Source organism: Bradyrhizobium sp. HKCCYLRH3061, assembly GCF_051168015.1.
GTDB lineage: Bacteria > Pseudomonadota > Alphaproteobacteria > Rhizobiales > Xanthobacteraceae > Bradyrhizobium.
Window position 1 is genome coordinate 107,184 of sequence record NZ_JBNPUE010000014.1, and the last position, 22,567, is coordinate 129,750.

The 22,567-nt window shown below is 66.8% G+C and carries 23 protein-coding genes and 1 pseudogene; 13 read left to right on the top strand and 11 right to left on the bottom strand.

Annotated elements, in window-relative coordinates; all coding sequences use genetic code 11:
- Window positions 1–57 precede the first annotated feature (57 nt).
- Window positions 58–948 (bottom strand): hypothetical protein, encoded by an 891-nt coding sequence (locus ACQR2C_RS22415; protein WP_434882136.1) that lies wholly within the window; start codon window positions 946–948, stop codon window positions 58–60.
- 354 nt (window positions 949–1,302) lie between these two features.
- The gene (locus tag ACQR2C_RS22420; RefSeq protein ID WP_315802253.1) at window positions 1,303–1,548 is read right to left on the bottom strand and encodes a DUF3551 domain-containing protein; all 246 of its coding nucleotides are present in this window, start codon (window positions 1,546–1,548) and stop codon (window positions 1,303–1,305) included.
- A 358-nt stretch (window positions 1,549–1,906) separates the two neighbouring features.
- On the opposite strand from ACQR2C_RS22420, the gene ACQR2C_RS22425 reads away from it, so the two are divergent.
- From ACQR2C_RS22425 to ACQR2C_RS22435, 3 genes are all read left to right on the top strand, one after another.
- The gene (locus ACQR2C_RS22425; protein WP_434882137.1) at window positions 1,907–2,941 is read left to right on the top strand and encodes a YihY/virulence factor BrkB family protein; all 1,035 of its coding nucleotides are present in this window, start codon (window positions 1,907–1,909) and stop codon (window positions 2,939–2,941) included.
- A 207-nt stretch (window positions 2,942–3,148) separates the two neighbouring features.
- A complete protein-coding gene (locus ACQR2C_RS22430) occupies window positions 3,149–4,675 on the top strand; it encodes an ATPase domain-containing protein (RefSeq protein ID WP_434882138.1) in 1,527 nt (508 codons plus the stop codon).
- Window positions 4,665–6,365, top strand: coding sequence for a response regulator (locus ACQR2C_RS22435; protein WP_434882139.1), 1,701 nt, complete (start codon window positions 4,665–4,667; stop codon window positions 6,363–6,365). Before ACQR2C_RS22430 ends, ACQR2C_RS22435 begins: the two co-directional genes overlap by 11 nt.
- Window positions 6,366–6,409: 44 nt before the next feature.
- Here the strand turns inward: ACQR2C_RS22435 and ACQR2C_RS22440 are convergent, their stop codons facing one another.
- Window positions 6,410–6,622: a hypothetical protein gene (locus ACQR2C_RS22440; RefSeq protein WP_434882140.1), complete on the bottom strand. Its 213-nt coding sequence runs from the start codon at window positions 6,620–6,622 to the stop codon at window positions 6,410–6,412.
- Between the two features lie 637 nt (window positions 6,623–7,259).
- Between ACQR2C_RS22440 and ACQR2C_RS22445 the strand changes: the two genes are divergently transcribed.
- The 6 genes and pseudogenes from ACQR2C_RS22445 (at window position 7,260) to ACQR2C_RS22470 (ending at window position 11,993) form a co-directional block, all read left to right on the top strand.
- Window positions 7,260–7,994, top strand: a complete 735-nt coding sequence (locus ACQR2C_RS22445) for a DUF899 domain-containing protein (RefSeq protein ID WP_434882141.1) — start codon at window positions 7,260–7,262, stop codon at window positions 7,992–7,994.
- A 50-nt stretch (window positions 7,995–8,044) separates the two neighbouring features.
- Window positions 8,045–8,179 (top strand): annotated as a pseudogene (locus ACQR2C_RS22450) (EF-hand domain-containing protein); the annotation flags it as partial.
- 182 nt (window positions 8,180–8,361) lie between these two features.
- The gene (locus tag ACQR2C_RS22455) at window positions 8,362–8,745 is read left to right on the top strand and encodes a DUF302 domain-containing protein (protein WP_434882142.1); all 384 of its coding nucleotides are present in this window, start codon (window positions 8,362–8,364) and stop codon (window positions 8,743–8,745) included.
- Window positions 8,746–9,324: 579 nt separating this feature from the next.
- Window positions 9,325–10,947 carry a methyl-accepting chemotaxis protein gene (locus ACQR2C_RS22460; protein ID WP_434882143.1) on the top strand — a complete coding sequence of 541 codons (1,623 nt, stop codon included), beginning with the start codon at window positions 9,325–9,327 and terminating at the stop codon, window positions 10,945–10,947.
- Window positions 10,948–11,082: 135 nt separating this feature from the next.
- Window positions 11,083–11,337 (top strand): hypothetical protein, encoded by a 255-nt coding sequence (locus tag ACQR2C_RS22465; protein ID WP_434882144.1) that lies wholly within the window; start codon window positions 11,083–11,085, stop codon window positions 11,335–11,337.
- Between the two features lie 185 nt (window positions 11,338–11,522).
- A complete protein-coding gene (locus ACQR2C_RS22470) occupies window positions 11,523–11,993 on the top strand; it encodes a DoxX family protein (protein WP_315802261.1) in 471 nt (156 codons plus the stop codon).
- A 99-nt stretch (window positions 11,994–12,092) separates the two neighbouring features.
- Here the strand turns inward: ACQR2C_RS22470 and ACQR2C_RS22475 are convergent, their stop codons facing one another.
- From ACQR2C_RS22475 to ACQR2C_RS22485, 3 genes are all read right to left on the bottom strand, one after another.
- On the bottom strand, window positions 12,093–12,863 hold the full coding sequence (locus tag ACQR2C_RS22475) for a serine O-acetyltransferase (protein WP_434882145.1): 771 nt from the start codon (window positions 12,861–12,863) through the stop codon (window positions 12,093–12,095).
- Window positions 12,864–12,996: 133 nt separating this feature from the next.
- On the bottom strand, window positions 12,997–13,623 hold the full coding sequence (locus ACQR2C_RS22480; protein ID WP_434882146.1) for a LysE family translocator: 627 nt from the start codon (window positions 13,621–13,623) through the stop codon (window positions 12,997–12,999).
- Window positions 13,624–13,823: 200 nt separating this feature from the next.
- The gene (locus tag ACQR2C_RS22485) at window positions 13,824–14,456 is read right to left on the bottom strand and encodes a LysE family translocator (RefSeq protein WP_315757099.1); all 633 of its coding nucleotides are present in this window, start codon (window positions 14,454–14,456) and stop codon (window positions 13,824–13,826) included.
- Window positions 14,457–14,773: 317 nt separating this feature from the next.
- Here ACQR2C_RS22485 and ACQR2C_RS22490 point away from each other — a divergent pair, with 317 nt between their 5' ends.
- The 3 genes from ACQR2C_RS22490 to ACQR2C_RS22500 all read left to right on the top strand — a co-directional run bounded on the left by ACQR2C_RS22490 (window position 14,774) and on the right by ACQR2C_RS22500 (window position 17,880).
- Window positions 14,774–15,208 (top strand): GNAT family N-acetyltransferase, encoded by a 435-nt coding sequence (locus ACQR2C_RS22490; RefSeq protein WP_434882147.1) that lies wholly within the window; start codon window positions 14,774–14,776, stop codon window positions 15,206–15,208.
- 829 nt (window positions 15,209–16,037) lie between these two features.
- Entirely contained in the window at window positions 16,038–17,588 is a 1,551-nt protein-coding gene (gene amaB / locus ACQR2C_RS22495) for an L-piperidine-6-carboxylate dehydrogenase (RefSeq protein WP_434882148.1), read from the top strand.
- Window positions 17,589–17,664: 76 nt separating this feature from the next.
- A complete protein-coding gene (locus ACQR2C_RS22500; protein ID WP_315802267.1) occupies window positions 17,665–17,880 on the top strand; it encodes a DUF3606 domain-containing protein in 216 nt (71 codons plus the stop codon).
- Window positions 17,881–17,882: 2 nt separating this feature from the next.
- Here ACQR2C_RS22500 and ACQR2C_RS22505 read toward each other — a convergent pair whose 3' ends face one another.
- The gene (locus ACQR2C_RS22505) at window positions 17,883–18,083 is read right to left on the bottom strand and encodes a hypothetical protein (RefSeq protein ID WP_434882149.1); all 201 of its coding nucleotides are present in this window, start codon (window positions 18,081–18,083) and stop codon (window positions 17,883–17,885) included.
- Window positions 18,084–18,142: 59 nt separating this feature from the next.
- A complete protein-coding gene (locus ACQR2C_RS22510; RefSeq protein WP_315802269.1) occupies window positions 18,143–18,436 on the bottom strand; it encodes a hypothetical protein in 294 nt (97 codons plus the stop codon).
- A 170-nt stretch (window positions 18,437–18,606) separates the two neighbouring features.
- Between ACQR2C_RS22510 and pncA the strand changes: the two genes are divergently transcribed.
- Window positions 18,607–19,242 (top strand): bifunctional nicotinamidase/pyrazinamidase, encoded by a 636-nt coding sequence (gene pncA / locus ACQR2C_RS22515; protein WP_434882176.1) that lies wholly within the window; start codon window positions 18,607–18,609, stop codon window positions 19,240–19,242.
- A gap of 10 nt (window positions 19,243–19,252) precedes the next feature.
- Here pncA and ACQR2C_RS22520 read toward each other — a convergent pair whose 3' ends face one another.
- From ACQR2C_RS22520 to ACQR2C_RS22530, 3 genes are read right to left on the bottom strand one after another with little or no spacing between them, the layout of a single operon-like run.
- The gene (locus ACQR2C_RS22520) at window positions 19,253–20,806 is read right to left on the bottom strand and encodes a hydantoinase/oxoprolinase family protein (protein ID WP_315802270.1); all 1,554 of its coding nucleotides are present in this window, start codon (window positions 20,804–20,806) and stop codon (window positions 19,253–19,255) included.
- 3 nt (window positions 20,807–20,809) lie between these two features.
- A complete protein-coding gene (locus ACQR2C_RS22525) occupies window positions 20,810–21,910 on the bottom strand; it encodes a DUF917 domain-containing protein (RefSeq protein WP_434882150.1) in 1,101 nt (366 codons plus the stop codon).
- The gene (locus tag ACQR2C_RS22530) at window positions 21,907–22,566 is read right to left on the bottom strand and encodes an AroM family protein (protein WP_434882151.1); all 660 of its coding nucleotides are present in this window, start codon (window positions 22,564–22,566) and stop codon (window positions 21,907–21,909) included. Before ACQR2C_RS22530 ends, ACQR2C_RS22525 begins: the two co-directional genes overlap by 4 nt.
- Between the last annotated feature and the right edge of the window lies 1 nt (window position 22,567).

A 22,567-nucleotide genomic window follows, 5' to 3' on the forward strand; every position in this document is an offset into this window, starting at 1 on the left:
GGTCCAACGCGAAGCGGCCCGGCGATGGGCCGGGCCGCTCGCTGGTCTTGATGTGCTCTATTCCGGCATCGACATTGGCCGCCGCCACATGTCGCGCCGCCGGCTGAAGCGGTTGGCGTGCAGCATCCATCCGGTGACAGGCTTGCCGTCGCGGTGACGGCCACCGCTCTCCGCAGCCGCCCAGGCGGCGACGGCGCCGAGCAGCAGCGCGGTGGCAACCGAGAACGCCAGGATGACAGTGCCGGCGCGGGTATGCGAGATCGCGCTCTTGGCTTCTGCGATCACGCTGTCCACCCGCCGCTCCGCATCGGGCGCAGCAAGACCCGTCGTGCCGGTGACGAGCTGCACGAGATAGCTGCGATCGTCCGGGCTGACGCCATTGTGGCTCGACGCCGTGAGCAGGATGCGGCCGGCCTCGCTGCGCGCGGGGGCGAGATCCGGGCTGGGTACCCGCCGGGGCGCGCGGAACAGATGGTCGAGCTCATAGCTCAGGATCGACGGTTCATTGGCCGTCGCCGGCGTAGTCAGCGGATGGGTCCGTGTCGCCGCGGACGCGCCGAGTACGGCCAGGGTGGCGCCGAGCACGACCGCCAGCGCCCAGGCTGTGACGCCGTGCAGGCCGTCCCGCTTCTCGGTCTCCTCGCTTTCGGCGAGCCTGTGCGGTGCGCGCAAGCGGCCCGCCATGTAGCCGCCGCAGCCGAAGCTGATCAGCGCCTGCAGCACCAGATAGAGTCCGGACAGGAGCCAGAGCGCCACCGAGGCGTCGCGCCATGTCGGCGCGGTGGAGCTGACACCGAGACCGACCGACATGGCAAAGCTGATCAGGATCGAAGAGACCGCCGCCGCGGTCAAAGCTCCCGCAACGACCGGCGTCCATTGCAGGGTCCAGCTATCGGCCGTCGCGCTCGAAACGGGTGAGGCGACGACCGGCGCAGTTTCCATGGCCATGATCGTCGTCTCAACGCAGGCCGAAGAACGATAGAACGGCCATGATGACCACGATCAGCCCCACGAGATAAATCAGTCCGTCCATGATGATCCTCCTCCGATTGGACAATGGTCGCCGTATAAGCGACGGCGAGCCTCAATGTTCCGTGCGCCGAGCGGCGGAGGAGGAGAGCACGCGCGACTGCCGGCGCCGGAGTAAGGCTTGCCACAACGGCTAACGGATCATCGTGCCGTTGCGCGACGCAATAGAACAGGGCCGGGGGAGCACGGGGGCCTGACATCCCGCCGCTAGCCATCTCTCAATCGATGGCGCTGATCGTGCACCGCGCAAGAGGCTGACGCAACGGTCCACGCTCAATAGCGTCGGTCGTAGCCGCGCTGCCGGGCATAGGCGTAGGCGGGGTTGATGCCGCAGCCGGCATCGGTGCCGGAGGCGGAAGCCAGGCACTGGCGATAGGTGGAGAATTGGCAGTTGCCCGGATAGCCCCAGATCCTGCCTTGCAGGCAGTAGCGGTCCTGGGCGGCGGATGCGGGCGAGATCGCGGCAAAGCTCGCGAGGACGGCGGTGGCGGACAGCGAGGCAAATAACAGGCGGCGCATGCGTTTATCCTTGCGTTGAAAAGTCCCGTTGCAACGCGAGGGTGCGCAGGCCCGTTCCTCGCGCGCAACATAACTGTTTTGTGTCGGCGCCGCAGCGACGCGTTCACAGGCCGGCGAAATTGTCTGGATGTTGGCGCCCGAGTTGGCCTCTTGAAGGTCTGAGGCAGCCCCACCGTTGCGGAGCCTGGCAACGCGAGTCATGACGTGATGCCGGAACATTCGTCCACCGCACCGGTTGCTTTTTGGCCGCTGGTGATGGACCGATCCCATGTTTCGCCGATCCAAGACGTCAGACGCCGCCCATCGCGACTCTTTGAGCGTTTTCGCGGGCCGCCCGCGCACACCTGGCACCGGCGGGATGCTGGCTCTGCTCGGGTTCGCGTTCCTGATCCACTATTTCGATCAGCGGCCCGAACAGGCGGAGCGCTCGCGAGGCGCGAGCCGGGCCGGCGCTGGACACGGCCGGCTGGCGCGTTCGCCCGCGGAGATTCCCGCGCGCGGCTGGAAGGACGTCCTGCTCCGGGTCTATGAGAGCGTCACCGAGCACAGGATCATTGCGCTCGCCGCAGGCATGACCTTCTACACGCTGCTGGCGATCTTTCCGGCGCTGGCCGCGCTGGTGGCAATCTACGGCCTGTTCTCCGATCCGGCCAAAATCACCGGACATCTGGAGCAGTTGCAGGGCTTGATGCCCGGCGGCGCCATCGACATTGCGCGCGACCAGTTGACGCGCGTTTCCGCCAACGGCCGTCAGGCGCTCGGCATCACCTTCCTCGTCAGCCTCGCGATCTCGCTGTGGAGCGCCAATGCGGCGATGAAGTCGCTCTTCGACACGCTCAACATCGTTTATCGCGAACCCGAGAGGCGTGGCTTCATCAAGCTGAACGCGATTTCGCTGCTGTTCACCGGCGGCGCGATCCTGTTCGCGCTGCTCGCCATCGGTGCCGTCGTCGTGCTCCCGGTGCTGCTGAACTATCTCGGCATGTCCGGGGCCGGCGATCTGGTGCTGCGGATCGGCCGCTGGCCCGCGATCTTCATCTGCGTCGCGCTCGGACTGGCCCTGATCTACCGCTACGGGCCGGACCGCGAGGAGCCCAAATGGCGCTGGATCAGCTGGGGCAGCGCACTGGCGGCGGCACTGTGGCTCGCGGGCTCGGCGCTGTTTTCCTGGTATGCCGCCAATTTCGGCAGCTTCAACGCGACCTACGGCTCGCTCGGCGCCGCAATCGGCTTCATGACCTGGATCTGGATCTCCGCCATCGTGATCCTGGTCGGTGCCGAACTCGATGCCGAATTGGAGCATCAGACCCTGCGCGACACCACCACCGGCGTCGCACAGCCGCTCGGCACCCGCGGCGCCACGATGGCTGACACGGTGGGCCGGGCGAGCTGATCGGCCGTCGGCTGAGAAGACGGGTGCGATCGGCGTCAGCCGTGCATGGCGCCCGCGCCACGATCCTGTAGAACCGCCCGCTGCCTGGGATGGAACTATGGAACTGGGGAACCCGAGGCGGATCGACTGTGTTCCTATCCGGTCGTCGCGAATCCCCGAGTTATCGGTTTCGCTGCCGCGTCGTCTTGATTGGTATGGAGCTTTTGCATGACGGAGCAGCCTGTTCGCGGAAGCGACGAGGGCGGGCCCACGGATCTGCCGCGTATTTCGACCGGAAGCGAAGGCCTCGACGACATTCTCGGCGGCGGCTTCGATCCCAATCGCCTGTATCTGTATGAAGGCCGGCCGGGCACCGGGAAGACCACCATCGCGCTGCAGTTCCTGCTCAAGGGCGTGAGCTGCGGCGAGCGCGTGCTCTACATCACCTTGTCGGAGACCCGGCGCGAGCTCGAGCTGGTGGCGCGGCGGCACGGCTGGTCGCTGGCCGGCGTCGACATCTTCGAGCTGGTGCCGCCGGAAACGACGCTCGACCCCGAGCGCGAGCTCACCGTGTTTCATCCGGCCGAGGTCGAGCTGAGCGAGACCACCGGCCTGATGTTCAACGAGGTCGAGCGGATTGATCCGAGCCGCGTCGTGATCGACAGCCTGTCGGAGCTTCGCCTGCTGGCCCAGAGCCCGCTGCGCTACCGCCGCCAGGTGCTGGCGCTGAAGCACTTCTTCGCCAAGCGCAACTGTACCGTCGTCCTGCTCGACGATCTGTCGTCGGCCCAGGACGACCTGCAGCTGCACTCGGTCGCACATGGCGTGGTGATGCTGGAGCAGCTTGCGATCGACTACGGCGCGGAGCGCCGCCGGCTGCGCGTGATCAAGATGCGCGGCATCGCATTCCGCGGCGGCTACCATGACTTCACCATTGCGTCGGGCGGGCTCAAGATCTTTCCGCGCCTCGTCGCGGCGGAGCATCACCGGACGTTCGCGGGCGATGTCACGCCGAGCGGCAATGCCGAACTCGACCAGCTCCTCGGCGGCGGCCTGGAGCGCGGCACCAACGCGCTGCTCATCGGTGCCGCCGGCGTCGGCAAATCGTCGGTTGCGCTGATCTATGCGATCGCGGCGGCCCAGCGCGGCGAGCATGCGGTATTCTTTGCCTTTGACGAGGGCCGCGGCACCGTCGAAGCCCGCGCGCGGACGCTCGGCCTGCCGCTCGATGAACACATCGAGTCCGGGCGCATCCGCTTTCAGCAGGTCGACCCGGCCGAGTTGTCGCCGGGCGAGTTCGGCGCCATCGTCCGGCAGAGCGTCGAGCAGGACAATGCCCGCGTCATCATCATCGACAGCCTCAACGGCTATCTCAACGCGATGCCGGACGAGCGGTTTCTGATCCTGCAGATGCACGAGCTCTTGACCTATCTGGCCCAGCAGGGCGTGCTGACGATCCTGGTGCTCGCGCAGCACGGCATGGTCGGGCCGATGGATACGCCGCTGGACATCAGCTATCTCAGCGATGCCGTCCTGATGCTGCGCTATTTCGAGGTCGGCGGCGCGGTTCGGCGCGCCTTGTCGGTGGTCAAGAAGCGCAGCGGCCACCACGAGCACAGCATCCGCGAGTTTCGCCTGAGCGGCTCCGGCATCAGCCTCGGTCCGCCGCTCAAGAATTTCAGCGGTATCTTCTCCGGCAATCCACGCTTCACCGGGACGGATTTCCCCGACATGGACATGCGGGATGAGCATTGAGCAAGATCACCGTGTCCTCGTCTTCGCGCCGATCGGGCGGGACGGACCGGCATCGGCGGAGCTGCTCCGCAGCGCAAGGATCGAGGCGGCGGTCTGCTCGGACCTGGCGCATCTGCTCCGTGAGATGAGCGCAGGCGTCGGCGCGGTCTTTGTTGCCGAGGAAGGGCTGTTTGCCCAGGACACCGCTCCCCTCACGCAGTGGGTCGAACGCCAGCCGGCCTGGTCCGACCTGCCCTTCATCGTGCTCACCAGCCACCGCGAACAGCGCGCCGTCGTCACCTGGCGGCGAAACCTCGTGAGTGCGCTGCGCAACGTCTCGCTGCTCGAACGGCCGATCCAGCCGATCACGCTCACCAGCGCGGTTCAATCGGCGCTGCGGGCGCGACGTCGCCAATACCAGATCCGCGCACTGATCCAGGCGCGCGAGCAGGCGGCGCAGCAGCTCGAGCAGCTCGTCGTCGAGCGGACCCGGGCGCTCGCGGAATCGAACGAGCATCTTCGCATCGAGATGGCCGAGCGCGCACGGGTCGAGGAGACGCTGCGCCAGGCGCAGAAGATCGAGGCCATCGGCCGCCTGACCGGCGGCGTGGCGCACGACTTCAACAACCTGCTGATGGTGATCTCCGGCGGCCTCGACATGCTCGACCGCCAGAGCGACCCGGCGCGGCGCCGCCGCCTGATGGACGGCATGATCCAGGCGGCGCAGCGCGGCGCGAGCCTGACCCGGCAGTTGCTGGCGTTTTCGCGCCGGCAGGAGCTGCGGCCCGAGCCGGTCGACATCGCCCGCCAGATCGGCGGCATGCGCGAGCTGCTCGACCGCAGCCTGCGCGGCGACGTGCACGTCGAGTTCGACTTCCCCGACGCGCTGTGGCCCGTCGCGGTCGATCCGGGCGAGCTCGAGCTCGTGGTGCTCAATCTCGCCGTCAACGCCCGCGATGCGATGCCGGCCGGCGGCACGATCCTGGTCCGGGCCGAGAACCTGCGAAATCTGCAGGACGACGAATTGGCCGGCGACTATGTCCGCCTCTCGGTGATCGACACCGGCACCGGCATGACGGACGACGTTCGGATGCGGGTGTTCGAGCCGTTCTTCACCACCAAGGATGTCGGCAAGGGCTCGGGCCTCGGCCTCGCCCAGGTCTACGGCTTCGTCACCCAGTCGCGCGGTACCGTCCGCATCGACTCGGAGGTGGGCAAGGGCACGACGATTGCGCTGTACCTTCCGCGATCTGCGCAGGCGGCGTCCAGGCAGCAGCACCATCTCCTCGATCTGCAGCGGCCGCGGGCGCGCCGGCATGATGAGGGCCGCGTTCTCCTGGTCGAGGACGACGACGAGGTCGCGGCCCTGGTCGGGGAGATGTTGCGCCAGCTCGGCTATGAGGTGACCCGCGCCTCCAGCGCGGCGGCCGCGCTCGGCGCGCTCGCCGACGGACGCACGGTCGACCTCGTGTTCTCCGACGTCATGATGCCGGGGGGCATGAATGGTGTCGAGCTGGCACGCGAGATTCAGAAGCGGCGCGGCGACATGCCGATCCTGCTGACCAGCGGCTATTCGGGCGCTGCCGTTCACGCCGCCAAGGAGGCCGGCGTCCGCATCCTGTCGAAACCGTATCGCATCGATGAGCTGGCCGCCGCGCTCGACGCGGTAAAGATGGGCCACGTTTGGACGCAGGCCCGCATTTCCTCATAGGGAGCTGCTGATAGCGAGCTGCGGCCTTGGACCTTTCACAGCCGTCAACCGCGCTCGATCAGCACCGAAACTGTGACATGCCCGATCTGGCCGTCATCGGAGCTGACCTCGAGGCAGACGTTCGTCGAGGACGGATGGAGTCGGTCGCGCGCGATTGCAAGCGCGGCGTCCGCCGTCTGCATCAGCACCGTCTCGACATCGTCGAAATCGAGGCCATCCCCGCGCATCTCACCGGGGCCAGTCACGTAGAAGAGCATCGCGTTCGTCCTGATCTGCCGTCACCCAGGGCGGGAACCGTCGATCTGGTGAAGATACGCGGGATCGAACCCTCCAGCAGCCACGACCCTCTCAAGATCGAACATTGTGACAAGGTTCCTACGGATGTCCAGAACACCCGGACTGCGGGACTCCTGAAGCACCCGGTTCACATGCACCGCGCTGAGAGGATCAGATTTTCTTGCCGGCAGCAGTCGCGACCGAACCGGTTGCTCACCGCCGGTCGTCCATCCAATTGACAGATCCGCAGGCGGTACAGTTGAACAGACGCGCCGCTTCGCCGGTTCGCGGGTTCAGGATGCTCTGAACCGCGCGCGCCGGTTGGCCGCAGCTGCGGCAGCGCGCCGGCTCGGTCCGGCCGCTGCGGGAGTCACTGCTCTGATCCGACACGTCTGTCATGGCCGCCCCGAAACGGACGGGAGCAGACGGTGGATCAGGTCGAGCGCGCACGCCGGTCTGAGACGGGAGCGGGGGCGCCCGAAGCTGGCCTTGTCCAGTCGATCCGCGGTTCGCTGCACCCGGCCGCGCTGCGATGACCTGCCGACAAAATAGATGGCGTCGGTGTCGGGCCGCCGAGCCTTGCATCGTCCTCTGCGAAGGATACGGAGGACTCCAGACATGACCCCCAGAATAGTCACCGCGGACGAATGGACCGAAGCTCATCGCGCCCACCTCACCCAGGAGAAGGCCTTCATCAGGCAGCGCGATGCGCTGGCTGCCGCCCGCCGGGCGCTGCCGTGGGTCCGGGTCGAGAAGGACTATGTCTTCCAGGCGGCGGATGGACCCGTGAGCCTGGCTGACCTGTTTCAGGGACGGAGCCAGCTGATCGTCTATCATTTCATGATGGCGCCGGGCGATCCGCACCGCTGTCCCGGCTGCTCGTTCCTGTGCGACCACATCGACGGCGCCAACCAGCACCTCCGCCATCACGACGTCAGCCTGGTCGCCGTATCGCGTGCGCCGCTCGCCGAGATCGCCCCGTTCAAGGCGCGCATGGGCTGGGCGTTCGACTGGGTGTCATCCGAGGGCAGTGATTTCAATTTCGACTTTCAGGTCTCGTTCTCGGACGAGCAGATCGTGACGGGCCAGGCCGTCTACAATTTCGCCCCCTTGACGCGCAGGTCGCCCGAGCTCCCGGGGCTGACCGTGTTCACCAAGGACGATGCCGGCAACATCTTCTGCACCTTCCAGGTCCGCTCCCGCGGCGGCGATCCGCTGATCGGCGCCTATCACTATCTCGATCTCACGCCCAAGGGTCGCAACGAGACCGGCCGCGGCAATCTCTCCGATTGGGTGCGCCTGCACGATGAATATGAGGAAACCGGCGCGCGAGACTGTCATTGCGGCCGGTAGATCGAAACGGGCGGGGCGGATCGGCGCAGCGTGATCCGCCGCGCCGTCACACCGACGGCGACGGCACGATCTCGCTGCAGGAATTCCAGGCGACGCATGAGCGCATCTTCAGGGCCATGGACAGCAACAAGGACGGCAAGTTGACCCCGGAAGAGATGCAGGCGTTCATGCACGGGCCGCAATGACCGGCGTCAAAACAGCGTGATGGCCTGGCCTGCGCCGCCGCGAGTCCGGCACGTGCGGCCATTTCGCTGATCTCGATCAAGTGCACGCCGCACGGACGCGCAACAGTGCCGCCGGGAGATCCCATGGCCGCGCGCGACGAACCGTGTTGACGCGGCGGCAGACCAGCCGGAAAGAGGCGAACATGAGCTACTATTTTGCCAAAGCGGTGAATCTATCGTTCGACGCAGCGATCGAGCGGGTGACCGCGGAGCTGAAGGCACGCGGCTTTGGCGTTCTGACCCGCATCGATGTGCAGGCGACGCTGCGCGAGAAGATCGGCGCCGACTTTCGGCCCTACACCATTCTGGGCGCCTGCAATCCGAAGCTGGCGCATGAGGCATTGCAGGCGGAGAGCCGGATCGGCACCATGCTTCCCTGCAACGTCATCGTCCAGGAGATCGGCGGGAAGGTCGAGGTCGCTGCCGTGAATCCCGTCGCCTCGATGCAGGCCATCGAGAACGCGGCGCTTGCGACGCTCACCACAAAGGTCTCTGACGCCTTGAAGGCGGTGGTCGAGGCGGTCTAGCGCCGCTGTCCAACGGGACCGCCGCTGATCGAGGCTCGCCAGCCCAGGTGCATGACGACATCAGCGCGGATGGACCGCGGTGATCGCCCGCGCGCATCGGGCGTTCTTGCACTGGCGGTTGCCCCGGTGCCGAAATGCTGCGAACTGGTGCGGCTGCTCGGTGAGGCGCTGCGCGCCAACCAGGCGACGCTCGGCCGCCTGGTCCCCCAACCGCTTTCTGACGCAGCAGGGCTGCGGCAGACATGCGATCGACCGCCTTGACCCCCCGCGATCTTCGCGCCACGCGGCCCGATTGCCGATGCTTCAGGGGCCGCAACGCAGCTTCCGCGCGACGTTCTTGTATGTCGGTCGTCATGTCAAAGCGGTAGAACTACGGAAAAGCCGGAGTTTCTCAACGCGCTTTAACGAGACTGGAACAAGTTGCATCAATTTTGCGCAGACATGTCGCCGGGCGCGCGGGGACGATCGTCATCCCCGCCGACCATCTGCAAACGAACTATTCATCTGGAGGTTACCTTGTTGTTTCGATCGAACAGCCGCTCGGACGCGGAAGCACAGCTTGCAGCAATCAGTCGCGCGATGGCGGTGATCGAATTCCAGCTCGACGGCACGATCATCACCGCGAACAAGAACTTCCTGAACGCACTCGGCTATCAGCTGGAGGAAATCCAGGGCAAGCATCACAGCATGTTCGTGGAGCCGTCCGAACGCGACAGTGCCGCCTACCGCGAGTTCTGGGCGGCGCTGAGCCGCGGCGAGCTCAAGGCCGCCGAGTTCAAGCGCATCGGCAAGGGCGGTCGCGAAATCTGGATCGAGGCGTCCTATAATCCCGTCCTCGACAGCGCCGGCAAGCCCGTGAAGGTCGTCAAGTTCGCGACCGACATCACGGAGAAGAAGCTGCGCAGCATGGCCGATGGCTCCAAGCTTGCCGCCATCGACCGCGCGCAGGCCATGATCGAGTTCAAGCTCGACGGCACCATCGTCGGTGCCAACAAGAATTTCCTGGATGCGCTGGGCTATCGCCTCGACGAGATCCAGGGCAAGCATCACAGCATGTTCGTCGAACCCGCGCTGCGCGACAGCCAAGCCTATCGCGAGTTCTGGGCTGCGCTCAATCGCGGCGAATACCAGGGCGGCGAGTACAAGCGCATCGGCAAGGGCGGCAAGGAGGTGTGGATCCTCGCCACCTACAATCCGGTGCTCGACGCGGCGGGCAGGCCGATCGGGGTCGTGAAGTTCGCGACCGACGTCACCGCGCAGAAGCTAGAGAACGCCGACCTCGCCGGGCAGATCGAGGCCATCGGCAAGTCGCAGGCGGTGATCGAGTTCAACATGGACGGCACGGTCATCACCGCGAACGACAACTTCCTGCGCGCGCTCGGCTACACCCTGGCCGAGATCCAGGGCAAGCATCACAGCATGTTCGTCGAACCGTCCGAGCGGGAGAGCGGCGCCTACCGCGATTTCTGGGCGAGCCTGAACCGCGGCCAGTATCAGTCGGCCGAGTACAAGCGCATCGGCAAGGGCGGCCGGGAGGTCTATATCCAGGCCTCCTACAATCCGATCCTCGACCTCAACGGCAAGCCGTTCAAGGTGGTCAAATACGCCACCGACGTCACCCGGCAGGTCTTCGTTCGCATGGGCAACGAGCGCGTGCGCGCCATGATGGAATCGGTGGCGGCGGGCGCGGAGGAGCTCAACGCGTCCGTGCGCGAGATTTCCGAAGCCATGACGAAGTCGCGCGAGACCGCCATGGGCGCGGTGGACCGTGTCACCTCGGCCGACGCGCAGGCGCAGCGGCTCTCCGATGCCGCCCAGTCGATGAGCGGCATCGTCGAGATGATCCACAACATCACCGGCCAGATCAATCTGCTGGCGCTGAATGCCACCATCGAGTCCGCCAGGGCCGGCGAAGCGGGCAGGGGCTTCGCCGTTGTCGCATCCGAGGTCAAGAACCTGGCCACCCAGGCGAAGACCGCCACCGACAAGATCGCGACGGAGATCGACAGCCTCAACAACATCTCCGGGGGCGTCGTCACGTCTCTCAGCTCGATCAAGCAGGCGATCCAGAACGTCAGCGAGTATGTGACGTCAACGGCCGCCGCCGTCGAGGAGCAGAGCACGGTCACGAGCGAGATGTCGTCCAGCATGGCGCGTGCCGCGGCCGAAGCTCAGGCTCTGGCCGAGCGCGCGGCGGCTTGACGCCGGATCGGAAAGCGCCGATCGCGCGGTGGCCTGTCAATCCAGGCCGCCGCGCGGTTGCAGGCAATGCCGCCGCCCCGCGCGTCGTGCGCCTGTCGTCTTCGCCGAATTCCACCTCTCTCATCGGGGGGATCCGTGGCTGATATCCTCGCATTTCCCGACCGGGCCCCGTTGCCTATCATCGGCGCGCAATCGGAACGGCTGCGCGATGCCGTGGTCACCAGCGAGATCGGGCGGCTGCAGCGCGAATTGGAGGCCTGGCGAAGCGCGGTCGACAATCTGGAGCGGTGCATCAGATCGGATCCGGCCCTCGCATCGCTCGCGCCGGAGTGCGACAAAATCCGCGAACTGATCTCCGTCACGGCCGGCAAGCTTGACACACTGCTGTAGAACCGGCCGCCCCAGGAGTCGTGAGTCCATCCGCGCGCCATCGTCGCGCATGGGCCGCCGATCCCCCAGCGAACACGTTGGACGCAACGCTGTTCTGCGTTTTTCCAGGCGCGTTTTTGATTTGCCGCAACGGCGGCAGCCCGTTTTTCCTGGAGCATCGCGGCAACTGGAAAGGAGTTGATGCCATGTGGCTCACCAAGGACGATTTTCGTATCAAGGCGGAAAATTTTGATCTCTCGAACGGCCTGAACATTCTTCGCATCATCTGCGGCTTGTTTCTGTTTCCTCACGTTGCCGGAAAATTCGCCGGCGGCGCGGTGTCGGCGGCGACCGCCGGCTTCTTCGCCAAAGCCGGCTTTCATCCCCCCGAGGTGTGGGTCGTGATCGCAGCCGCCTCCGAGTCGGCCGCCGGCATTGCCCTGGTGCTCGGCATCTGCACGCGCTTTGCCGCGCTCGGCGCCACCGCGCTGCTGCTGTTTGCGGTCTACGCGCTGCAGGTCGTGAAGGGCTTCGGCTGGACCTGGAACACCGGCGGCTATGAGTATCCCGTGTTCTGGGCGATCACCTCGCTCGTCGTTGCCATCGAGGCGTGGAAGACGCATCTCGCGCAGGCGAAGCCGAGCGCCCGAGCCCTGCCGGCGAGCGCTGCGGCCTGACCCTCAGATCGATCCTGCGGCCTCGGAGAGGCCGACATCGAGCACGGATCGCGATCCGGACACGAGAGCCGCCCATGGGCGGCTTTCGCGCGCTATGGCTCAAGCCCCAGCCGGGATCGGCTGCTCCGGGCAGTTCGTCAGCCGGGCCGGCGTGCCCACGGCCGTGCAGCCAGCCGGCACATCGGACGTAACGACCGCACCGGCGCCGATCTTGGCAAAATCACCGATCGCGACGTCGCCCAGCACGGTCGCGCCCGAGGAGAGCAGCACGCCGCGGCCGATCCGCGGGGCGCGGCCGGGCAGCGCGTCGTGTCGTCCGATCGTGACGTTCTGCAGGATGGTGACGTCGTCGCCGATGCTGCTGTGGGCGCCGATGACGATGCCGGTGGCATGATCGAGAAACATCCCGGTGCCGAGCCGCGCCGAGGGATGGATGCTCACCTGCAGCGACGTTGACGTGTCCGCCTGCAGCAGTAGCGCCAGGTCGGGCTGCCCGTTGCACCAGAGCCAGTGCGCGACGCGATGCGCCTGCAGTGCGACGTAGCCTTTGTAGTTCAGCAGGGGCGGCAGCAGCGCCGTCGTCGCTGGATCCTGCGTCGCGATCGCACCGAGGTCGTGACCCGCCGCCTCGACGAGCTCAGGCGCGGCGGCATACGCCTCGCGCGCGACCGCGGCAAACCGGGCGCGCGCGGCATCGCCGCTGCCGATGCGGACGCCAATCTGCTGCGCGACGGCACTGCCGAGATCAGAATGGTCGAGGATTGCAGCCGACAGGATGCGGCTGAACACGGGATCGGCCGCAGCGATGCGCCGGGCCTCGTGCTGGAGCGACGGCCAGAGCTCGGGACTGGATGGGGGCGTGTCGGCCATGGCAGAGCCTGCTCGATGACAGGTGACGGCGGCAATATAGCCTGACCTGCGCGCTGCTGAAACCTGGACGATGCCTCGCGGGCGTTGTCAGCCGATGTGGCCGGCGACATTCCGCCGAAAGCTCGCGGCCCGTTCAGTTCTGCGCCGTCCGCGCCGCCGCGGCGGCGACGCCCGCACCGATCAGAAGGGTGCCGCCCGCCTTGTTGAAGATGCTGATCACCTTCTCGCTCCGTACGAGCGCGCGGGCGCGCGAGGCGATCAGCGCATAGCCGACGGCGTTGGCGAAGGCGAGCACGACGAAGGTCGATTCGAACACGACCATCTGCGTGAGGAAGCTGCCGTTCGGACTGAGGAACTGCGGCAGGAACGCGACGAAGAAGGTGATGCTCTTCGGGTTCAGCGCCGTGACGATCCAGGCGTGACCGAGCATCTTCAGCGCCGAGGTTCGGTCGGTCCGCGGCACGGCGTTGAGCGCGCCGCCGGCCTGCCACAGCTTGATCCCGAGCCAGACGAGATAGGCCGCGCCGATCCATTTCAGTACGGTGAACAGCAGCGCCGAGGTCGCCAGCAGCGCGCCGACGCCCAGCATGGACAAGGTCATGGCGGTGAAGTCGCCCAGCGCGACGCCGACCGCCGTCGGCAGCGCAGTTCGCCACCCCTGGCCCAGCGCATAGGAGACCACCAGCAGAACCGTCGGCCCCGGGATCACCAGGAGAATGATGGACGTCGCTGCAAACGCGAGCCAAGTCTCGATCGTCATGCTGACCCTCTCTTGTCGTTCCCATCATGAAGGCATATCGCATACGGGTTCGTCGAGCCTGAAATCGTGTTCTCGTCCTCGGTTCTGTGCTGACCGGGCGTGACGGGTGTCAGGACCGCGACGGCGCCGGACTGCTCCGCAACACGATCGTCCGGGGCTGTCGGGTCCCCGCTTCAGCGAATGTTGCGGATGTCTGACGACTAGCGTTTCCCCTCGAACGCCAGCCGCAGGGCGAGCGTGCCGAACACCGTTCCCAGCAGATATTGCGGCCAGCGGCCGAGGCGGCCACCTCTGAAGATGTTGGCGCCGACGCGGCTCGCGACAGCAATGACGGCTCCATTCACGACGAGGCCGATGGCGTTGAGCACGGTCGCGAGCGTCATGATCTGGAGCCCGACCGATCCGGCATCGGCCGTGACGAACTGGGGGAACAGCGCCAGAACGAACAGGGCCATTTTTGGATTGAGCAGGTTCGTCACCAGCCCTTGCCGGACAGCTGCCAAGGTCGAGCGCCGGTCGCTCTCGCCGGAGACCGGCGCGAGCGGACGATTCGAGCTCAAAGCCTGCCACGCCAGAAACAGGAGATAGGCGGCGCCCGCGTAGCGAACCGCGTCATAGGCGACGGGGACCAGTAGAAACAGCCTGGAGAGGCCGAAGGCCGCAGCAAGCGCATGGCAATAGGTCCCAGCCTGAATTCCCATCAGCGTCGCAAACCCGACAGACCGCCCCTGCGCGATGCTGCGGCTGGCGATCAGGAGCATGTCAGGGCCCGGAGTGACGGTCAGCGCCAGACACGCGAGGGAAAACAACGCGAGTGTGTGAAGATCGGGCATGTCCGGTTCGCTCCGAGTCGGGGATAGCGAAGCTTACATGCATTCTCCGCGAAACTCGATGAAACTCGGGCCATCATATCTTCGGCGGTGATACGGACATGTTGGAACGCACAACGCGTCGACCGTCAGTTTGGCAAAGGCATCGTTTTGGGAGTTTGGTGCAATTACAATAAATTCGGCTGGCAGCGCGCAGCCGCATCTGAGCTCGTGCGCTGCCGCCGAAACTACGAGGCGAGGTCGACAGTGCAATTGTTAGGGAAAGAGAGTTACCGCTTGCGTTCGATGGGATGCATCGGCTCCGGTCCGAGGAGACAGGATTGAGTACGATCTTCGAGGTCCAAGCAACAGACCCGCTCATGTCGGAGGTTTACGCCTTACGACGCCGTGTGTTCGTCGTCGAGCAAGGAGTCCCTGAGGAACTTGAAGTCGACGATGACGATAGGCGCGCCATCCATCTTGCCGCGCTTTCGGATGGCCTCGTCATAGGGACGTTACGCATCCTGCTTCATGACCGCGCTGCGAAAATCGGCAGGATGGCGGTATCGGCATCATCGCGAAAAAGGGGCGTTGGGAGGGAGTTGATGGAGTTTGCGGCTGCGACCGCATCTCGCCGCGGTGCCGACGAGATCGTTCTCGGGGCGCAAGTCACAGCACGCGGATTCTATGAACGACTGGGGTACAGCGCGGAAGGATCAGCATTCGACGATGCGGGCATACCGCACGTGATGATGCGAAGGAAACTCCAGCGATGAGCCGCCGGTTGGCTGTGTGGCCTCTCCGAACGCATCGTCTGATGATGCGCGGGTGACGTCCGGCCCGTCGGCCCCGACGGCTGCTCCTGGCCGGTGCGGACCGTTCGAGCCGATACGGCGCCGCCGTCAACGTCAGCACGGCGCCCAACATCGCCCGCGCTCACCGAAGATTTATCTTTCGCTTTTCCAGAAGATGTGCTCTACTGCGTCCATCCTGCTTCGCCACGAGGGGCGTATCGCGATCGTCACGACACGTGAGGCGGGGAGGCGATGGCCGCTTGTTTGCCGCAGCGTGCTTGCACGCGGACGAACGGCAGCTGGCGGACGAGAAGTCGTGTGGTCCTGGCGCCGCGACGCTGGCGCTAAGCTTTCGGGCGATGATTCCGAGGGCGACGGTGGCTAAACAGCCGTACACCGAGGAGATCACGATATAATCGTGAAGACCATCGCGCGGGGAATGCCGGGATGTCTCGGCTGAACCTGTGGTTCCTGCCGCCTGCATTTTTTTCGCAGGCGGGCCATGGGGGCGGCCAGCTCCCGGCATTCCCTGCGCCCTCGTGTTTCGCGCGGGCTCATCGATCCCATCAGCCCGGGCGCGCTGCGTCGCGGGATCTCGCCGATGCGCGCCAGAAGGCTCAGCCTGCGCGCGCGCGAGGCAGAACGAGCGGGAGGACGCCCCCATGAGCCGACGAGCGACCTTCCCAGTGGCCGTTTGCCCAGCGCCCGGGTGCTCGCGCCGCAGCCGGATTTGATCTACACGGGGGCGTTTATGATGGACCATTCATGACGTCTCGCGCGCACCGGTGCGGGGGACAATCCGGAGTTGCATATGTCGCCCAGCCAAGCATCGCCCCTGACCCTCGTTGCGGAAACGGCCGAGATCCTGACCTCGCTCGGCGTTGCGCCGGAGCGGCTGCGCGGTGGGACGCGCGCCGCGCGTTCGCCCGTGACCGGCGAGGTGCTGGCCCATGTGCATGACGACAGCAGGGCGGATGCGACCGCGGTGATTGCGCGCGCGCATGCCGCGTTCCTGCAGTGGCGACTCAGGCCGGCGCCGAAGCGCGGCGAACTGGTGCGGCTGTTCGGCGAGGAGCTGCGCGCCCACAAGGCCGCGCTCGGCCGCCTGGTCTCGATCGAGGCCGGCAAGATCGTCTCCGAGGGGCTCGGCGAGGTCCAGGAGATGATCGACATCTGCGATTTCGCTGTCGGCCTGTCGCGCCAGCTCTATGGCCTGACCATCGCCACCGAGCGCGCCGAGCACCGCATGATGGAGACCTGGCATCCCCTGGGGGTCACCGGCGTGATCTCCGCCTTCAACTTTCCGGTGGCGGTGTGGGCCTGGAATGCGGCGGTGGCGCTGGTGTGCGGCAACAGCGTCGTCTGGAAGCCGTCGGAGAAGACGCCGCTGACCGCGCTCGCGACCGACGCGCTGCTGGCGCGCGCGCTGCAGCGTTATCGCCGCGAGGGCGGCGAGGCCCCGGAGGGGCTCGCAGGCCTGCTGCTCGGCGGCCGCGCGGTGGGCGAGATGCTGGTCGACGATGCCAGGGTGCCGCTGGTGTCGGCGACCGGATCGACGGCCATGGGGCGCGTCGTCGGCGCCTGCCTTGCCGGCCGCTTTGCCCGCGCCATCCTCGAGCTCGGCGGCAACAATGCCGCGATCGTCACGCCCACCGCCGACCTCGATCTCACCCTGCGCGCGGTGGCGTTCGCGGCGATGGGCACCGCGGGTCAGCGCTGCACCAGCCTGCGCCGCCTGTTCGTGCATGCCGACGTCTACGCCCAGCTCGTGCCGCGGCTGAAGCAGGCCTATGCCTCGGTGGCGATCGGCAATCCGCTGGAGCAGGGCACCCTGATCGGACCGCTGATCGACCGCGGCGCCTATGACGCCATGCAGGATGCGCTGAGCGCCGCGCGGGATCACGGCGGCCGTGTGTTCGGCGGCGAGCGCGTCGCGGTCGGCGGCTGCGCGGAGGCCTATTACGTGCGGCCGGCGCTGGTCGAGATCGATGCACAATGCGGCCCGGTCGAGCGCGAGACGTTTGCGCCGATTCTCTACGTGATGCCGTATCGCGATCTCGATGCCGCGATCGAGCTGCACAATGCGGTGCCGCAGGGGTTGTCGTCGTCGATCTTCACCAATGATCTGCGCGAGGCCGAACTGTTCGTGTCGTCGCGCGGCTCCGATTGCGGCATCGCCAACGTCAATATTGGCCCCTCGGGCGCCGAGATCGGCGGCGCGTTCGGCGGTGAGAAGGAGACCGGCGGCGGCCGCGAGTCCGGCTCGGATTCATGGAAGGCCTATATGCGCCGGGCCACCAACACCGTGAACTACGGCCGCAGCCTGCCGCTGGCGCAGGGCGTCAGGTTCGACCTCGGCTGATCGACGTGATGGGTCTTCCTCATCGGCGGAACCGCTTCGATGTGTCGTGCGTTGCGCGCTGACAAGGAGATGCACCATGGCAGTGAAGAAGAAGACATCCACCGCGAAGTCAGCTACCGCAACATCCGGGCGCGGACGCAAGCAGGATCGCGCCCGCGTCGCGGGCGGACAGGACTACGAAGTCCGCTACGAAGCCAAGAAGAGCGGCCGCTCGGCGTCCGCGGTGAAGAAGGCGGTCAAGAAGGTCGGCAACAGCCGCAACAAGGTCGAGCGCAAGCTGACGCGCAAGTGACGTCAATGCTGCTTCGGCCGCTGCGGCGGCCGAAGCGATCCCCTCGCCCAGCCGAGCGCCTTGGGCGAGCGCAGCGGATCGGGCCCGTCGCAGATGGGACAAACAAGCTGGCGACGTTCGCCCTTGCCCTCGCGCACCGCGAGCGCGCGACCGCAGGTCGGGCACGGCTTGCGCAGCAGCCATGGGACCGGATGCTTCGGCATGATGGCGTCTCCCGGTGGAGGCCTCAGGCTAGGGCATCTTGGGGTAGCCGCGGAATCACTTATTTGAATCGCGGCGGATCTTCCGGCTCTCCGTGCCGTGAACAATCAGGACAGGTGTCGCCGGTCGCAGCCAGGACGTCCTCGATGGCCGCGAGCGCGTCCGAACTGCACAGCCCGGGTGGTGGATCGTCGCGTGCGACGCAAAGCGCCCGCGCCAGCGCTTCCGGGTCGCCGCGTTCGCGCATCCAGCCGTGCCGTTCGCATTCGACGATCGCGCCGGCCTCGCGCAGGGTGGCGACCGCCCAGCGCTCGAGACGCTGGCTCGCGGAGCGGTGTGTGACGGCAGTCGGCATCGGCCATTCTCTCCCGCCGGGAGAATCCATGAATCGGCGGGCGTTTCCAGGCCCGGCCTGCAGAGCAGGGATTCCAAAATGGAGGGACTGGCTGGCCGCGGATTATTCGGCGGCCCGGCTTGAGATCGCCGCGGCCTGGGGCCATCCTTGATGGAGCTCGCGTGAAACGGATGCAGGCAGGAATGCAGATCAGGGCCAACGAGGATTTGCTGCTCATCATCGATGTGCAGAACGATTTTTGTCCCGGCGGTGCGCTCGCCGTGGCCGACGGCGATGCCGTGGTGCCGGTGATCAACCGGCTGAGCCGGATGTTCGATCACGTCGTCCTGACCCAGGACTGGCACCCGGCGGGACACAGCTCGTTCGCCTCGAGCCACCCGGGCAGGGCGCCGTTCGAAAGCGTCACGATGCCCTACGGGCCGCAGACCCTGTGGCCGGACCACTGCATCCAGGGCACGCCGGGCGCCGCCTTCCATGCCGATCTTGCGACCGACAAGGCGCAGCTCATCATCCGCAAGGGCTTTCGCGCCGCGATCGATTCCTACTCGGCGTTCTTCGAGAACGACAAGACCACGCCCACGGGCCTCGCCGGATACTTGCGCGAGCGCGGCCTGAAGCGGGTTTTCCTGGTCGGTCTCGCCACCGATTTCTGCGTGCACTATTCGGCCGTCGATGCACGGCGGCTCGGCTTTGCCGCCATCGTCGTCGACAACGCCTGCCGCGGCATCGACCTCGGTGGCTCGATGGCGGCGGCCAAGGCGCAGGGCGCGGAGGCCGGGGTCGAGCGGATCGCCGAGCTGGCGTAGCGACGATGGACTACGCCGCCGCGCCGATGGTCGGCTCGGCGATGGCGCCGGCGACGCGGACGCGGACGCGGAGCGCGTTGCCGGGGAGGTAGGCGATCGGCATGTCCTCGACATCGACCGTCTTGAGCGTGTCGCGGTCGGCGCCGGCCTGCACGGCGCGCACCTCGGCGATGGCCCGCGCCGCCGCGATGGCCTCGTCGCGGGTCATGTCGCGGAAGACCTGGTCGGCCTCGCCGGAGACCTGGGCGATGGCGGCGCCGACCGCATTGGCGCAGTCGCCATGGTCGACGCGGACGATGGTGGAGATGCCGGCGAGGCGCTCCGGTACCAGGAAGGCGCCGCCGCCGACCGCGAGCAGCGGCACGTCGCCCGCCTCGGTCTTCATGCGGTCGATGTCGCCTTCGAGCTTGCGGTGGGCGTCGGCGAGCGCGGCGTCGATCAGGCTTTTCGGCAGATGCGCGACGCGCGATCTGTCGCCGATGTCGATCAGCCCCGCTGCGACCGCGATGTCGGTCGCGGTGAGCTGGTCGCCGCCGAACACCAGCGCGTCGGATGTCAGCCGGTATCCGACGCTGAGCGGGCCGACACGGACCGGATCCTGCGTGACGTGGCTGCCGCCGCCGAGCCCGATCGAGAGCAGATCGGGCATGCGAAACAGCGTGCGGACGCCGCCGACCTCGACGACGGCGTTGGCCTCGCGCGGAAAGCCGTGGCGGAGCTGGCCGATGTCGCTGGTAGTGCCGCCGACGTCGACGACCATGGCGTCGTCGAGGCCGGACAGATACGCGGCGCCCCGCATGGAGTTGGTGGCGCCGGAGGCGAAGCTCATGACCGGGAAGGCGGTCGCGATCTCCGCCTGCATCACGGTGCCGTCGTTCTGCGTCAGGAACAGCGGCGCATCGATGCCGGACTCCGCGATCGCCTTGCGGAAGGCGGCGACCGTCGTGACCGCGAGGTCGTGCAGCGCGGCGTTGAGCAGGGCGGCGTTCTCGCGCTCGAGCAGTCCGATGCGGCCGAGGTCGTGCGAGAGCGTGACGGCCACATCAGGGCAGATCTCGGCGAGGATCTCGCGCGCGATGTTCTCACAGCTCGGATCGAGCGGTGAGAACGACGAGGCGACCGCGACCGCGCGCAGGCCCTTGGCCTTGATCGCGCGCGCGGCGGCCCTCAGGCCGTTGGTGTCGAGCGGCATGAAGGGGCGGCCGTCATAGTCATGGCCGCCTTCGAGCATGAAGGTCTTGCCGCTGACCAGCGCGGCGAGGTCGCCCGGCCAGTCGCAGAACGGCGGCAGCGAGGCGGAGGCCGGCATTCCGATGCGGATCGCGCCGATCTTCTGCAGGTGCCGCCGCTGCACCACCGCATTGATGAAATGCGTGGTGCCGATCACGACCGCATCGACCGGTACGGCCGCTGCGGGATTTTCTCGCAGCGCCTTCAGCGCCGCGAGGATGCCGGAGGTCACGTCGGCGGTGGTCGCAGCCTTGACGGAGTGAACGACCTTGTCGTCGGCAATCAGGACGGCGTCGGTGTTGGTGCCACCGACGTCAATGCCAATCCGCTTCATTCACTATGCTCCAGAGGGCGCAAACAGCGACCGGAAATCGAGGTCATAACCGAAGGCGCGGGGGCCGACGAATTCGAGTCCGCGCGGGCTCGTCAGCACGGCAGGCGCCGGCAGCGCGATCACGGTGACGCGCTGGCCGTAGCGCACCGTCTCCGTGCCGATGCCGTGGCCGTTGACGCTGTCGAGCACGCAGATCAGGTCCGGCGACATCGCGATGGCTTCGCCATCGCGCCAGGCCACGATCCACTCGTTCTGGAACGACAGTTTCAGCCGCGTGCCGCGGTCATCGTCGCTGCCCTCCACGACGGCAGAGCCGCGCAGAAAACCTTCAGTGGTGCGGCGCTCGACGTCGACGATCTTGCCGCTGAACAGCCGCTGGCCACCCTCGCAATCGAGGATCGCGGCGATCGGATCCTGGTGGCTGCGGTTGGCGGCCTCGACCGCGCGGCCGATCGTGATGGCCTTGGTGGTCGTGAAATGGATGCCCCAGTCCTTGACCTCGCGGCCCGTGCGCGGCGCCTTGCTGGTCGAGGCGATCGAGCCCATCTCGACGCAGATCTTGCGGCTGGCGCGCTCCATCCACTTCCAGCTCGGCACCTTCGTCACCACGGCCTCGATGCCGCGCGGATCGTAGAGCGTGCAGGGATACGGCTTGAGGTCGCCGATCGCAACCGACGTCATCTGCGCCTCGGGAAAGGCGCGGCCCATGCAGTCGGCGTCGACTACGGGGATGTTCAGATGTGCTGCCGCCATCAGCGCCTGCATGCCATTGCCGCCGCCGATCTCGACCGACATCACGGCGCGAAATGTGATGCCGTTGAGCTCCTCCTGCATGCGCACCGCACGCGCGATGCTGCGGCTGTCGGCGAGCCGTTCCTGCCCGACCAAGGGGGCGCCCATGTTGGAGACCACGGCGACCCAGTCGTCGTCGGCAAGATCGAGCGGCGACATCATCTGCACGCGATGTCCCTCGGCATAGAGCCGACGCAGGTTGAGCAGGCCGAGATAGGGACTGCCGCCGCCGCCGGTGCCGAGGATCCAGGCGCCGACCGCGAGCGCCTCGATGTCGTCGAGACTGATCGTCTTCAATTCCACCCCGCTCACGACAACAGTTCCTCGACAACGCGGGCGGCTGCGGCGATCGACAGGATCACGGGCCCGGAATAATGGCGGCGGACGCGGGCCTTGTTGGCGCTGGTGTAGCTCATGCAGTCGAGCACGACGAGGTCGGGCTGCTTGGCCGCCATCGCGCGCGCCGCGGCGTCGACGGCCGCGTCATCGGAGCCCGGTTGCAGCGTGACGCCCACCACCTCGACGTGATCACGCTGCCATTTGCCGGCGATCAGCGCGGTCTGCTCGGCCAGCGGCGAGAACACGCCGAGCCGGCCCCTCGGCAGCACGGCTTCCACCATCTTGTGCAGCACTGCCGAGGGCAGGATCACGAGCCCTTCTGGCGCGAGGTTGGGAAACTTGCCCGTGCAGGCCAGCATCGCGACGTCGATGCCGTCCTGCCGAAATTTCGCGAGCTGTGCATTGGCCCGGCCCTCGACCGCCTTCTTGCTGATGCGCACGTTGTCACCGTTCGGCAGCAAGGTGAACAGCGCATCGGCGCCGTCGACCGGCGGGATGCGATCGATCTCGCCGCGGCTCATGCCGTCGAGCGCGCCGCGCAATTCGATGGTCGTGCCGGGAGACAGCACGGCTGCGATCTCGGCTTCGATCGCGGGGCGCGGACTCTGGCCGATGACGACGACGCCCATG